The following is a 12,280-nucleotide window of genomic DNA, read 5'->3' on the forward strand; positions in this document are numbered from 1 at the left end:
CGGGGACAGGCTCAGGCACTAGCCTGGAATGCATTTCGACTTTCCATCGACCTCCAATCATGCATTCACTCGAAACGTGCGACTTCACGTCGCACAACCAGTTGGGGTCGTGCCCGAGACGGGCGTACCAGAGCATGGTCGTGAACAGGCCGCCGGTGTTCCAATCCTTGTCCAGGACGCCGGCCTGGGCGTCGGTCAGCTTCGCCTCGCAGTTCTCCAATCTGGAAATCGAGGAACGCGCACAGTTGAGGAGCTTGGCCAGCGCATGGCCTGACATGCCGTGCTGCATCCGGTGAAACCGCAGGCTGTAGGCCATCCAAGCCCACATCGACGACCGGGGGTCGGGAGATTCGTTGATGTGCATGAGACTTCCATCCGCCGCCTGAATTTCCAGGTGCTCCAAGGAACAGCGACACGGTAACCATCGCGGAGCGCGCTTGTCCCGAAAACCGCGAGGTCACAGCGACGGTACGGGAAACGGAGACATCATGGACAATCTGGAACAAGAACTGCATCCCCGGCGCCGGCAATACCTTCTTGGATGGTTGGCGGGCCAATTGCAGCGTTACGGGCTCTGCCCCGAGGTCCTGTGGACGGGACCGAACGCCGTCCTGCGCGTCACCAGCTACCGGTCGAAGACCACCCGCTTCGTCACCTGTATCCCCGCACCGCAGATCCAGACGTGGGTCTGGGTGTGGTCTGGTGACTGGGCCCTGATCACCGACCCCCGGGCAGTCCCCGCGATCGCGGAAGCTATGAACGCATGACGAACTGGAGCGTCCTCGGCCGCGTGACCTTGCCGGCCACCCCGGAGAGCGTCGGCGAGGCTCGCCGCTTCGCAGCCAAGATCCTGGACGACACCGACCGCACGGCGACAGCGCAACTGCTGATCTCCGAGGCATGCACCAACAGCGTGCGGCACTCCAACTCCCGCCACGGTGGAACGTTCCCCCTCGCGCTCTCCGCCAGCGGCAACGCCATACGCTGCGAGGTGATCGACGCGGGCGCCTCCACCCTGCCGACCCGCCGCCATGACACCGAACTCCGCGACCACGGTCACGGGATTCTTTTAATCGAGACTCTGGCCACCCGCTTCGGCTACGACACAGACGAGACCGGCCGCCTGCGCACCTGGTTTGAAATCGCCTGACCGGCTGCAGAATGGCCTTACAGGCGGAGATTCCGCGCCTCTCGGAAGCGTCTCCAACGTGCGGACAGCGGGTTCGTTTGGACGAGCCGGAGATACGGCGGACGCCGTGCCCTCACAAGGCACGACCGCCGACCATCTATTTGCCGTACAGCAGGTGGTACTCCAACGGGGCCCCTGCGCGCTGGCCCCGGAGCCTCGTGATCAGAAGCCGGGTTTCTTCGGAATCAACTCGCTTGGCGCGTTCGAGCGGGAGTGGCGGATTCCGCTGCCTCCTGGAAGTCGGCTATGGCTCCGCCATGGTCTCTCGCCCAGTTCGTCAGGACCTCGATGGGCTCTATAAGGGTCTGGCCGAGGTCGGTGAGGCTGTACTCGACCCGATGGGGCGCTTCGGCATGGCGTTCGACGAGACCGTACTGCTGGAGCCGGCGCAGCGTCTGGGTGAGGACCTTGCGCGAGACGCCGCCGATGAGGTCGACGAGTTCGCCGTGCCTGCGCGGCTGCCGGCTGAGCCCGAAGAGCACGAGCGCGGCCCACTTGTCGGAGATGATCTCTACCGCCAGTCGTGTGGGGCAGTCCGCGAGGAAGACCGGCCCAGCGGCATTCTCCATGAAATCGAAGGTACCAGGAGGTAACCGCCGGCTTCGTAGCGTCGTGGACGAGAAGCAAGTCCAGCGCGAGATGCGGAGGAGTCACCATGCCACGAGTCGTCGTGTTCGACGAGTTCGGCGGGCCGGAGGTCATGCACGTCGTCGAGGAGCAGGCCGTCGAGCCCGCGGCCGGCGAGGTCCGGGTCAGGATCGAAGCGTTCGCCGTCAACCCGCTCGACCAGATGGTGCGATCCGGTACTTCGCCCGTACCCGTCCCCCTGCCGCACGCTCGCCTCGGAGTCGAAGGGACCGGCATCATCGATGCGCTGGGCCCCGAAATCACCGGGCTGAAGGTCGGTGACCCGGTCATCCTCGCGGCGATCCCGGACGCGAACGTGAGGGGCAGCTACGCCGAATCCACCACGCTTCCTGCAAGTCGTGTCGTCGCCCGGCCCGCCGGGCTCGGCGTCACGGAGGCGGCGGCGATCTGGGTCGCGTACTCCACCGCTTACGGAGCACTCGTCGAGAAGGCGGGGATGCGTCCCGGTGACCGCGTCCTCATCACCGCGGCGTCCGGCGGCGTCGGCCGGGCGGCGATGCAGATCGCCAACCAGATCGGCGCCGTGCCCATCGCCGTCACCCGGCACAGCGCGAAGACGGACGAGCTGATCGCCGCCGGTGCCGCCGCGGTGGTCGCGACCGACCGCATGGACGTTGCCGAAGCCGTTCGCCGGCACACCGGCGGGACGGGCGCCGACATCGTCCTCGACCTCGTCATGGGCCCAGGCCAGCAGGATCTCCTGAAGGCGGCCCGCCCCGGCGGGACCCTGGTCGCGGCGGGCTTCCTGGACCCTCGCCCCACACCGTTCCCGATGGGCACGCCGCTCTCGATCTTCGGCTACCAGAGTTTCGAGCACACCCTCGACCCTGTGGTGGTGCAGCGTATGGCGGCCTTCCTGAACGCCGGTGTACGGCTCGGCGCACTGCGGCCCGCCATCGACGAGGTGTTCGCCCTCGACGACATCGTCGAGGCGCACCGCCGCCTGGAGAAGGGCCTCCATGCCGGAAAGAAGATCGTCGTCACGGTCTGATTTCCCGGGGCCTCAGGGGCGGCGCTCGGCTTGTTCCTCGCGGTACAGCACGAGGTGCTCGTGGTAAAGGACGCCGTCTCGGATGTCGCCCGTCGCCGTGAAGCCGGTGTCGTCGATGTAGTCGATGTGGTTGCCGGTCACCGTGTACCGGCCTGTGTACGCGCTGCGCCGGTCGCCGCGGGCTTCGTCGTAGCGGCCGTCCGGCAGCAGTTCCTGGCGGATATGGCCGTCCGCGGTCACCCACATTCCGACCACGTCGAGGTTCTCGTTCTCAGCCATGGCGGGGTCCTCTCTGTCGTTCACCTCCACAAGTTTGCGCAGCTCAGCGGGCATCAACCAGGGCGCGTGGTACCTGGGTACGGCGCACCCGGGCACCACACCCCGCCCTCCGTATGGCCCGGCCGCAGGACTTCGCCATGGCGAGCTGTGGCGCCCGCTGGGAGAGTTGTGTCCGCAGTGGCTCGGGCTTTGGCGGAGGAGGCTTGGTGGGAAGCAGGAGCCCTCAGGAGAAGAAGCGGCTCAGCTATGCGAAAGACCGCCGCAATGCCTACGCGGAGAACGACAAGACGTCCAGGAAAGCGGTACGGCTGAACAAGCGGTTTCCCAATCGTGCCAACCGTCATCGTCTGCAGCGCATTCTCCGGGACGCCACCGGAGGGGTGGACGCCGCCAGGGCCGAGGAGGCCGAGGAGCGGCTGGCGCGTAGGCGGCCGAAGACGTGGCGGAAAGAGCCCGACCTGCCGCTGGGTGACTGGGTCGAGAGCAGGTTGCGGCGGCGCGTCCGGCTGGAGGGCGGCGGGCAGGCTGATGGGCGGCGCCTTGTCCGGGTCGAGAAGCGGCGCAGGCGGCGGGTTCGTGGTGTTACCAAGGCGCGTGTCGCCACCAAGGGGATGGTCGAACGGTATTGGTGACGTCCTGACTGGTGATTCTTGGATGGGGCAGAGGCCGCCCCGGGTCTGGCCTGGGGCGGCCTCTGATTCTCAGGCGACGGCCGTGGCCTCCAACTCGACCATGAGGGTCGGGATCGCCAGGCGGGTCACGCCCAGCATCGTGGTGGTCGGGGCTACTCCGGCGGTGGCGAGGCGGGCGGCCAGTTCGGCGTAGTGCTGGAAGAGCTCGTCCACGTCGGTCGTGTAGACGTTGAGCCGGACGAGGTTCTCCAGCGTCATGCCGGCCTCGCCGAGGACGGACTCCAGGTTGTCGAGGCTCAGGATCAGCTGTGCCTTCATGTCGTTCGGGTGCTGGGGCTTACCCTCGGCACTCATCGCGGTCTGGCCGGAGATGTAGAGGGTCCGGGGCTCTCCGGTGACGAGTTCGCCCTGGTTGTAGCCCATCTCCATCGACCACGTCCACGGGTTGACCGGCGCTCGCTCTATGGTCACTACGGCTCCATTCGTCGGAAGTATCGGCTTCGGCGGCCGATGTGCTGAGAGCCTGCCAACTAATCACGACATCCTTTGTCATGTATTCGCTAGGGTTTTGGCATGCGCGCCGACCGGCTGGTTTCGCTGGTGCTGCTGCTGCGCCGGCGCGGCCGGTTGTCCGCGGCCACGCTGGCCCGCGAGCTGGAGGTCTCCACCCGGACGGTCCTGCGGGACATCGAGGCGCTGTCGGCGGCCGGGGTGCCCGTGTACGCCGAGCGCGGGCGGCATGGCGGGTTCGAGCTGCTGCCCGGTTTCCAGACGGAGCTCACCGGGCTGAACCACGACGAGGCGCTCGCCCTGCTGATCGCCGGGTCGCGGCGCGGCGCGCAGGCGTTCGGGCTCGGGTCGGCGCTCGCGTCGGCGATGCTCAAGGTGGTCGACGCGCTCCCGGAGGGCCATCGGGACGTCGCGGCGGGCGCGGCCCAGCGGCTGCTCATCGATCCCGAGATCGACCTGCTGTCGCGGCGGCAGGTCGCCGAGGAGGTGCCCGACGCCGTCGTGGCCGAGGTGCGGCGCGCGGTGTTCGCCGGGCACAAGCTACGCATCCACTACGCGGCCGCGGGCAGGGCGGCGCGGTGGCGGACGGTCGATCCGGTCGGGCTGGTGACCGTCCGCGACCTGGGCTACCTGCTGGCGAGAAGGGCCGGGGAGGACCGCACCTACCGGCTGTCCCGGATCCTGGCCGCCGAGGAACTCGACGAGCCCGCGCAGCGGCCGGAGCAGGTCGATCTGGACCGCGTCTGGCAGGAGCGCAGTACCCGGTTCCGGACCGGCGGCGACCAGGTCGCCGTGCTGGTTCGGGTGCATCCCAAGCGGCGGGACGAGCTGGCCGGCACCGCGCTTGCCGTCCTGACGGAAGAGGCTGAGCCAGACGGCTGGACACGGCTCGAAGTGACCTTCCAGGACCGCAGGCACGCCGAGTGGGCACTGTGGCAGCTCGCCATGAGCGCGGAGGCCTTGGAGCCCGAGTGGTTGCGTACGTCCCTGCGCGATCGGGCTGCCGCTATCGCTGCTCGCTACGGCGACGGACCTTGAAGCTCAGGTGCAGAACGCCGTCCCCCTGGATGACCGTGTGGGGCGGCTCCAGCAGGTGCCGGCCGTCGACGGGGCCGAAGTAGCGCTTGCCGGTACCGAACACCACCGGGACCATGTCCATCGCCACCTCGTCCACGAGGCCGGCAGCGAGGGCCTGGCCGCCCACGTCGCCGGCGTTCACGCTGACGGTGCGGTCGCCGGCGAGCTCTCGGGCCTTGCCGATCCCGGCCGCCACGTTGTCCACGAAGTGGTAGGACGCCTCGGGGTGCCAGCCTTCGGGCTTGGGACGGTGGGAGACCACGACCACGTGGTCACCGGTGGGCGGGCTGCCCTCCCAGCCGTTCACCAGGTCGAACAGGGTGCGGCCCATCACGATGGCGCCGATCCCGTCCCAGATCGGCCGGATGTAGTCCGCCGACGCCTTGGAGACCCTGAAGGAGGTTCCGGCTCCGGAGTGGTCGAACCCCTCCGGCTCGGCGTCCGCCAGCGGTGTGTCTCCGTTGAAGTACCAGTCGTGGAGCGGTCCGACGTCGTTGTTGTCGTCGGCGATGAAGCCGTCCACCGACACCGCGCAGTGCATGATCACCGAGCCCATGGGTTCTCCTCCGGTCGCTCGCTCTTCGGCCCTGCGATCCTTGCGCCCCGGGGAGCGCGCCGGATTGTAAAAAATCACTCGGCGGGCATCGGGCCGCTGTCCGGCGGGAACGCCGCGTCGGCGGGGAATCGGCGCCGCAGGGCCAGGTACTCCGTCGGGGTGAGGCCGGTGAAGTCCTTGAACTCCCGGATGAAGTGGGCCTGGTCGAAATAGCCCGCCGCATGGGCGAGGTCCGGCCAGTCGACCGGATGCCGGGCGTCCACCGAGAGGATCAGCCGCGCGAAGCGGTAGATGCGCGCCACCCGCTTCGGAGTGACCCCGACATGCGACTTGAACTGCGCGGCCAGGTGGTTGCCGCTCACCCCGGCGGCATCGGCCAGCGCGCCGACCGGAAGCGCGCCGTGGACGGTCTCCAGACGTCCGGCGGTGTGCTGGACGAGGTCAAGGCCGCGCGAAGGCGTGTCGGCGAGGCGCGCTCGCAGTTCCCCTTCCACCGCGTGCAGCGTCTCGGCGGCCGTTGCGATGTCGCCGATCTGGTTGCGGATCCGGTCCACGGACCGCTGCCAGACGGCGTCGACCGGCACCCAGCGGTCCCTCAGTTCGGACGCCGGCATGTCGATGAACGGCGAAAGCCCCCACGGCTTGAAATGCACCCCGACCAGCCGCACTCGTGCGGGGTATTCGATGAGGAAACGTCTGGTCCAGATGCCCATGAACCAGCCGTCGACGACCAGCAGCGGCGGCACGGAAGGGTCGGAGTCCCAAAGGCGGGCGGGCTCCCCCAGGTTGATGAAGAGGTGCGCGGACGGCATCGGCGGCACGCTCATCCGGCGGTGGCGCGGCACCCCGCTCAGGTAGTAGACGTCGTCGATGAACCGATCCAGCGGCGGCGCGGGCACCCGGCCGACGTAATCCATGCGACCAGTGTGGAGGACGAGGTCGGGTCGACCTCCGGCAAGGGGCGGCCGGTCAGGGGCGGGGGTGGTCGCCGCCCGCGATCTGGTCGACGGCGTGGGGCAGGACGCGGGCCAGGACGGCCATGCCGTCGCGGACGCCGCCGGTCGAGCCGGGCAGGTTGACGATCACGGTGCGGCCCGCGACGCCCGCGAGGCCACGGGACAGGATCGCGGCGGGCACCTTCTCGCGGCCCTCCAGGCGGATCGCCTCGGCGATCCCCGGGATCTCCCATTCCAGGACTTGGCGGGTCATCTCGGGGGTCTGGTCGGTCGGGGTCAGGCCCGTGCCGCCGGACGTGACGACGACGTCGTAGCCCTGGGCGACCGCGTCGCGCAGCACCTCCGCGACCGGGGGGCCGTCCGGCACCACGACCGGGCCGTCCACCTGGCAGCCGATGTCCTCCAGCAGCTCGACCAGGACGGGGCCGGACCTGTCCTCGTAGACGCCGGCCGCGGCGCGGTTGGAGACCGTGACCGCCATCGCCCTGATCATCGCCGCCACACGCCCTTCTTGCCGCCGGTCTTCTCCTCCACCCGGACATCGGTGATCACCGCGGCGGGGTCGACGGCCTTCACCATGTCGACCAGGGCCAGCGCGGCGACGCTGACGGAGGTGAGGGCCTCCATCTCGACGCCGGTCCGGTCGGCGGTGCGGGTGACCGCGGTGATCGCGACGCCGTCGTCCCGGACCTCCAGGTCGACCGTGACGCCGTGCAGGGCGATGGGGTGGCACAGGGGGACGAGGTCGGGGACGCGCTTGGCGCCCATGATCCCGGCGATGCGGGCCACGGAGATCGCATCGCCCTTGGGAATGTCACCGGCGCGCAGGAGGGCGACGCAGTCGGGCGACAGGCGGACGAGACCCGTCGCCGTGGCGGTCCTGGCGGAGACGTCCTTCGCCGACACGTCGACCATGCGGGCCGCGCCGGTGTCGTCCAGGTGGGTGAACTCGGTCACGAGGGCAACCTCAGTACGTTGACGGTGGAACCGGCCTGCACGGCCTCGGTGTCTTCTGCGAGCTCGATCAGCGCGTTCGCCGAGGAGAGGGAGGCGAGCTGGTGGGAGCCCTGCACCTCGGCGGGGGCCACGCTGTAGGAGCCGCCGCTGAACGACAGCTTGCCGCGCAGGTAGTGGCGCAGCCCGGTTGGGGACGTGACGTCCTCGGCCAGGACGGCGCTCACGGTCGGCAGCGGCTCCGGTGGCAGCCCCTGCATGGCGAGCAGCGCGGGCCGGACGAAGACCTGGAACGAGACGTACGCGCTCACGGGGTTCCCGGGGAGCGTGAACACGGGCGTGCCCTCAAGGAGGCCGAACCCTTGCGGCTTGCCCGGACGCATCCGCACCTTGTGGAAGCCCACCGTGCCGGTCAGCGCCTCCTTGACGACGTCCCTGGTGCCCATGGACACGCCGCCGGTGGTGATGATGGCGTCGGCCCGGACGAGCTGGTCGTGGAGCATCTCCAGGACGTCGCCCGGCTCGTCCTCGACCGTGGCGTGCCGGAACCCGACTCCGCCCGCCTCGACCACGGCCGCGATGAGCATGAAGCTGTTCGATTCCCAGATCTGGCCCGGGGACAGGGCGGAACCTGGCTCGCGCAGCTCGTCGCCCGTCGAGACCACCACGACGCGGGGTTTCGGACGCACCGTCACCCGGGGCCGGCCCACCGCCGCGACCATGCCGAGCTGGGGCGCGGTCAGCCGCGTGCCGGCGGGCGCCACGACCTCGCCGGCGCGGACGTCCTCGCCCGCGCGCCGGATGTAGTTGCCCGGCGGGGCCGCGCGGAAGACCCGGACGTTGGCGGCCCCGCCGTCCGTCCACTCGACCGGGATGACCGCGTCGGCGCCGGCGGGCAGCGGCGCGCCCGTCATGATCCGCGCGGTCAGGCCGGGCCGGATCGCCGCCACGCCGGAGTCGCCCGCCACGATGTCGCCGACGACGGGCAGCGTGACCGGGGACCCCTCGGCGGCCGCCGCGATGTCGGCCGCGACGACGGCGTAGCCGTCCATCGCGGAGTTGTCGAACGGCGGCAGCGGCACCGGCGCGGACACGGGCTCGGCGAGCACCGTGCCCTGCGCCTCCAGCAGCGCCAGGTCGAGCGGCGGCAGCGTCTTCACTCTGCCGAGGATCTCCTGCAGATGCTCATCGACCGATCTCATGACCACGCCTCCCAGTGTGGCGGGTCGTCACGCGTCCCCGGAGCCGCCCACGCCGCCGGCGCCGTCCTGCGACTCGACGAACTCGCGCAGCCACGGGATGAACTCGGGCGCCAGGTCGGGGCGTTCCGCGGCGAACTGGACGACCGTCCGCAGGTACTCCAGCTTGTTGCCGGTGTCGTAGCGGCGCCCCCGGAACTTGACGCCGTAGACGCCGCCGCCCTGGTCGGCGGGCATGTCGGCGAGGGTGCGCAGCGCGTCGGTCAGCTGGATCTCGCCGCCGCGCCCGGGCGGGGTCTTCTCCAGCACGTCGAACACGGCGGGGTCGCAGACGTACCGCCCGATGATGATCCAGTTGCTCGGCGCCTCCTCGGCGGCGGGCTTCTCGACCAGGTCGGACACACGGACGACGTCGTCCTCGTCCGTCGCCTCGATGGCCGCGCACCCGTACGCGGAGACCTGGTCGGGCGCCACCTCCATCAGCGCGATGACGCTGCCGCCGTACTGGTTGCGCACCTCGATCATGCGGCGCAGCAGCTTGTCGCGGGCGTCGATCATGTCGTCGCCGAGCAGCACCGCGAACGGCTCCCGGCCGACGTGCTGGCGGGCGCAGTGCACCGCGTGCCCGAGGCCCCGCGGCTCCCCCTGCCGGACGTAGTGCATGATCGCCAGGTCGCTGGACTCGCGCACCGCGTCCAGCCGCCCGTCGTCGCCCTTCGCGCGCAGCGCCTCCTCGAGCTCGTAGGCTCGGTCGAAGTGGTCCTCGATGGACCGCTTGCTGCGCCCGGTGATCATGAGCACGTCGCTGAGGCCGGCGTCGACCGCCTCCTCGACGACGTACTGGATCGCCGGTTTGTCGACGATGGGCAGCATTTCCTTGGGAGTCGCCTTGGTGGCGGGCAAGAATCGGGTACCGAGGCCGGCCGCAGGGACGACCGCCTTGAGTACAGGTGCAATGTCGGCCATGTACCGACCCTAACCATCCGTGAGGACGACAGCGTGCACGACATCCTTTCGAAGGCCGGACTCCGGGCGGAAATGCTGGGCCGACGTGCGGCGATGCGACCGGAGGAGCGCTCCGCGGCGGCGCGCCGGGTCCGGGACGCGCTGCTGTCGGTGCCCGAGGTGGAGATGGCGGGGACCATCGCGGCGTACGCGTCGATCGGCGACGAGCCCGACACGCGCAGCCTGCTGTTCGCGCTCTGGAAGCGCGGGACGTACGTGCTGCTCCCCGTCCTGCTCCCGGACGGCGACCTCGACTGGGCGTCCTACGAGGGGCCCGACTCGCTGGTGCCGGGGGCGCGCGGGTGCCTGGAGCCGTCCGAGCCGCGGCGCGGGCCGGGCGCGATCGCCGGGGCGGACGTCGTCCTGGTCCCGGCGGTGGCCGTCGACCGGACGGGGATGCGCCTCGGCCGCGGCGGCGGCTCCTACGACCGCGCGCTCGCGCGTGTCGGCCCGGCGATCCTGACGGTCGCGCCGCTGTACGACGGCGAGCTGGTGGAGGCGCTGCCGTCCGAGCCGCACGACCGGCGCGTCCGCGCCGTCGCCACCCCGTCCGACGGGTTCGTCCGGCTGGGCTGACCGGTGGCCCGGGCATGCGGCCCAGTGGAGGGGCGGCCGGGAAGGAGGACGGTCCGGCAGGGGACGTGCGAAACATCGTGAACAGGGTAAAACCGCAGGCCATACAGCGTTTGGGATCGTTTCCGACATGCCGATGCTCAACAGGAAATGCGCGATCGACCGTTGAATCTGTAGGATTGCTAAACGTTCAACTTTGACGACCCCGAAGGGCGGGATGTGCATCTCGACATCTGGCTACTCCTCGGGGCCGCGCTCGTACTCTGCGCCATCATCGCGGTCAGGCTGTCCCACAAGGCGGGACTCCCGACCCTGCTGGCGTACATGGCCCTCGGCCTCTTCATCGGCGAGTCCGGTCCCCTCCACATCCACTTCGACGATGCCGAACTCGCCGAGACGCTCGGGCTCGCCGCCCTCGTCCTGATCCTCGCCGAAGGCGGCATCACCACGGACTGGCGGCGGATGAAGCCGGCGGTGCCCGTCGCCGTCAGCGTGTCCGTCCTCGGCACCCTGATCAGCATCGGCATCGTGGCGGCCGCCTGCATCTGGCTCCTCGGGATGGACTGGCGCTTCGCCTTCCTGCTCGGCGCCGTGCTCGCGCCCACCGACGCCGCCGCCGTGTTCTCGGTGCTGCGGCGATTGCCCCTGCCCTCCAGGCTGATGGGCCTGCTGGAGGGCGAGTCCGGCATGAACGACGCCCCCGTGGTCATCATCGTGATCACGCTGAGCGCCCACAGCACCGCCCCCAACCTGGCCGAACTGCTCGGCGTGATGGTGTACGAGCTGGTCGCGGGCGCCGTGATCGGCATCGCCATCGGGTGGCTCGGCGCGCAGGGCCTGCGCCGCATCGCGCTGCCCGCCTCCGGCCTCTACCCCATCGCGGTGATGTCGCTGGCCGTCGGCGCCTACGCGTCGGCGTCGATGCTGCATGCGAGCGGGTTCCTCGCCGTCTACGTGGGCGCGGTGGTGCTCGGGAACTCCCGGCTCCCGCACCGTCCCGCCACGCGGGGCTTCGCGGAGGGCGTCGGCTGGCTCGCCCAGATCGGGCTGTTCGTGATGCTCGGGCTGCTCGCCGACCCCGGCGAACTCCCCGCCCAGATCCTGCCCGCGCTGATCGTCGGGTCGGTGCTGCTGCTGGTCGCCCGGCCGGTGTCGATCGTGCTGTCCACGATCGGGTTCAAGCTGACCTGGGGCGAGAAGCTCTTCACCTCCTGGGCCGGGCTGCGCGGCGCCGTCCCGATCGTCCTCGCCACCATCCCGATGGTCGCCGACATCCCGAACGCCGACCGGCTGTTCGCGATCGTCTTCAACATCGTCGTCCTGTTCACCCTGCTCCAGGGGCCGACGCTGCCGCTCGTGGCGCGCTGGTGCCGGCTGTCCAGCGACGAGCCGACCCGGGAGCTGGACGTGGAGGCCGCGCCGCTGGAGGAGCTGCACGCCGACCTGCTGGAGGTCCGGATCCCGCCCGACTCGATGCTGAGCGGCGTGGAGATCTTCGAGCTGCGGCTGCCCCCGGGCGCGTCCATCACGCTCATCGTGCGGGAGGGGACGAGCTTCGTCCCCGAACCGACCACGCCGCTGCAATCCGGTGACACCCTCCTCGTCGTGACCACCGACGCCGTCCGCGAGGCGGCCGAGCGGCGGCTCCGCGCGGTGAGCAGGAAGGGCAAGCTGGCGGGCTGGTTCGGCGAGACCGGCACCTGATGCGCAC

The 12,280-nt window shown here is 70.1% G+C and carries 17 protein-coding genes; 7 read left to right on the top strand and 10 right to left on the bottom strand.

Annotated features, from left to right (window positions below; all coding sequences use genetic code 11):
- Nucleotides 1–403: helix-turn-helix domain-containing protein (locus CHF16_RS16980; RefSeq protein WP_143228015.1), on the bottom strand; the 403-nt coding region annotated here is incomplete at its 3' end.
- A gap of 85 nt (nucleotides 404–488) precedes the next feature.
- Between CHF16_RS16980 and CHF16_RS16985 the strand changes: the two genes are divergently transcribed.
- Together CHF16_RS16985 and CHF16_RS16990 are read left to right on the top strand one after the other, a co-directional pair.
- On the top strand, nucleotides 489–767 hold the full coding sequence (locus CHF16_RS16985) for a hypothetical protein (RefSeq protein ID WP_143228016.1): 279 nt from the start codon (nucleotides 489–491) through the stop codon (nucleotides 765–767).
- Nucleotides 764–1,150, top strand: coding sequence for an ATP-binding protein (locus tag CHF16_RS16990; protein ID WP_089327030.1), 387 nt, complete (start codon nucleotides 764–766; stop codon nucleotides 1,148–1,150). The genes CHF16_RS16985 and CHF16_RS16990 overlap by 4 nt, the downstream gene beginning before the upstream one ends.
- A 224-nt stretch (nucleotides 1,151–1,374) precedes the next feature.
- On the opposite strand, the gene CHF16_RS16995 is transcribed toward CHF16_RS16990, so the two are convergent.
- Nucleotides 1,375–1,758, bottom strand: a complete 384-nt coding sequence (locus CHF16_RS16995) for a winged helix-turn-helix transcriptional regulator (RefSeq protein WP_089327031.1) — start codon at nucleotides 1,756–1,758, stop codon at nucleotides 1,375–1,377.
- A gap of 86 nt (nucleotides 1,759–1,844) precedes the next feature.
- Here CHF16_RS16995 and CHF16_RS17000 point away from each other — a divergent pair, with 86 nt between their 5' ends.
- Complete coding sequence (locus CHF16_RS17000; protein ID WP_089327032.1) at nucleotides 1,845–2,828, top strand: zinc-dependent alcohol dehydrogenase family protein; 984 nt, start codon at nucleotides 1,845–1,847, stop codon at nucleotides 2,826–2,828.
- 12 nt (nucleotides 2,829–2,840) lie between these two features.
- Here the strand turns inward: CHF16_RS17000 and CHF16_RS17005 are convergent, their stop codons facing one another.
- Nucleotides 2,841–3,107 (bottom strand): Atu4866 domain-containing protein, encoded by a 267-nt coding sequence (locus tag CHF16_RS17005; RefSeq protein WP_089327033.1) that lies wholly within the window; start codon nucleotides 3,105–3,107, stop codon nucleotides 2,841–2,843.
- Between the two features lie 206 nt (nucleotides 3,108–3,313).
- Here CHF16_RS17005 and CHF16_RS39490 point away from each other — a divergent pair, with 206 nt between their 5' ends.
- Nucleotides 3,314–3,739, top strand: coding sequence for a hypothetical protein (locus CHF16_RS39490; RefSeq protein ID WP_143228017.1), 426 nt, complete (start codon nucleotides 3,314–3,316; stop codon nucleotides 3,737–3,739).
- 69 nt (nucleotides 3,740–3,808) lie between these two features.
- On the opposite strand, the gene CHF16_RS17015 is transcribed toward CHF16_RS39490, so the two are convergent.
- Nucleotides 3,809–4,204, bottom strand: coding sequence for a RidA family protein (locus tag CHF16_RS17015; protein WP_218826710.1), 396 nt, complete (start codon nucleotides 4,202–4,204; stop codon nucleotides 3,809–3,811).
- 108 nt (nucleotides 4,205–4,312) lie between these two features.
- Between CHF16_RS17015 and CHF16_RS17020 the strand changes: the two genes are divergently transcribed.
- Nucleotides 4,313–5,287, top strand: coding sequence for a helix-turn-helix transcriptional regulator (locus tag CHF16_RS17020; RefSeq protein WP_089327036.1), 975 nt, complete (start codon nucleotides 4,313–4,315; stop codon nucleotides 5,285–5,287).
- Here CHF16_RS17020 and CHF16_RS17025 read toward each other — a convergent pair.
- The 6 genes from CHF16_RS17025 to galU all read right to left on the bottom strand — a co-directional run bounded on the left by CHF16_RS17025 (nucleotide 5,256) and on the right by galU (nucleotide 9,957).
- Nucleotides 5,256–5,882, bottom strand: a complete 627-nt coding sequence (locus CHF16_RS17025; protein ID WP_089327037.1) for a dihydrofolate reductase family protein — start codon at nucleotides 5,880–5,882, stop codon at nucleotides 5,256–5,258. The two genes, CHF16_RS17020 and CHF16_RS17025, sit on opposite strands and share 32 nt — an antisense overlap.
- A gap of 74 nt (nucleotides 5,883–5,956) precedes the next feature.
- A complete protein-coding gene (locus tag CHF16_RS17030; protein ID WP_218826702.1) occupies nucleotides 5,957–6,781 on the bottom strand; it encodes an AraC family transcriptional regulator in 825 nt (274 codons plus the stop codon).
- 70 nt (nucleotides 6,782–6,851) lie between these two features.
- Nucleotides 6,852–7,331, bottom strand: coding sequence for a MogA/MoaB family molybdenum cofactor biosynthesis protein (locus tag CHF16_RS17035; protein ID WP_089327155.1), 480 nt, complete (start codon nucleotides 7,329–7,331; stop codon nucleotides 6,852–6,854).
- Nucleotides 7,328–7,753: a cyclic pyranopterin monophosphate synthase MoaC gene (gene moaC, locus CHF16_RS17040; RefSeq protein ID WP_245868709.1), complete on the bottom strand. Its 426-nt coding sequence runs from the start codon at nucleotides 7,751–7,753 to the stop codon at nucleotides 7,328–7,330. Before moaC ends, CHF16_RS17035 begins: the two co-directional genes overlap by 4 nt.
- A gap of 38 nt (nucleotides 7,754–7,791) precedes the next feature.
- Nucleotides 7,792–8,994, bottom strand: a complete 1,203-nt coding sequence (gene glp, locus CHF16_RS17045; protein WP_089327040.1) for a molybdotransferase-like divisome protein Glp — start codon at nucleotides 8,992–8,994, stop codon at nucleotides 7,792–7,794.
- Nucleotides 8,995–9,021: 27 nt separating this feature from the next.
- Entirely contained in the window at nucleotides 9,022–9,957 is a 936-nt protein-coding gene (gene galU / locus CHF16_RS17050) for a UTP--glucose-1-phosphate uridylyltransferase GalU (RefSeq protein ID WP_089327041.1), read from the bottom strand.
- 93 nt (nucleotides 9,958–10,050) lie between these two features.
- On the opposite strand from galU, the gene CHF16_RS17055 reads away from it, so the two are divergent.
- Nucleotides 10,051–10,572 carry a 5-formyltetrahydrofolate cyclo-ligase gene (locus CHF16_RS17055; protein WP_245868663.1) on the top strand — a complete coding sequence of 174 codons (522 nt, stop codon included), beginning with the start codon at nucleotides 10,051–10,053 and terminating at the stop codon, nucleotides 10,570–10,572.
- Between the two features lie 216 nt (nucleotides 10,573–10,788).
- Nucleotides 10,789–12,273: a potassium/proton antiporter gene (locus CHF16_RS17060; RefSeq protein WP_089327043.1), complete on the top strand. Its 1,485-nt coding sequence runs from the start codon at nucleotides 10,789–10,791 to the stop codon at nucleotides 12,271–12,273.
- The last annotated feature ends 7 nt before the right edge of the window (nucleotides 12,274–12,280 follow it).

This window comes from Actinomadura meyerae (assembly GCF_900188445.1).
GTDB lineage: Bacteria > Actinomycetota > Actinomycetes > Streptosporangiales > Streptosporangiaceae > Spirillospora > Spirillospora meyerae.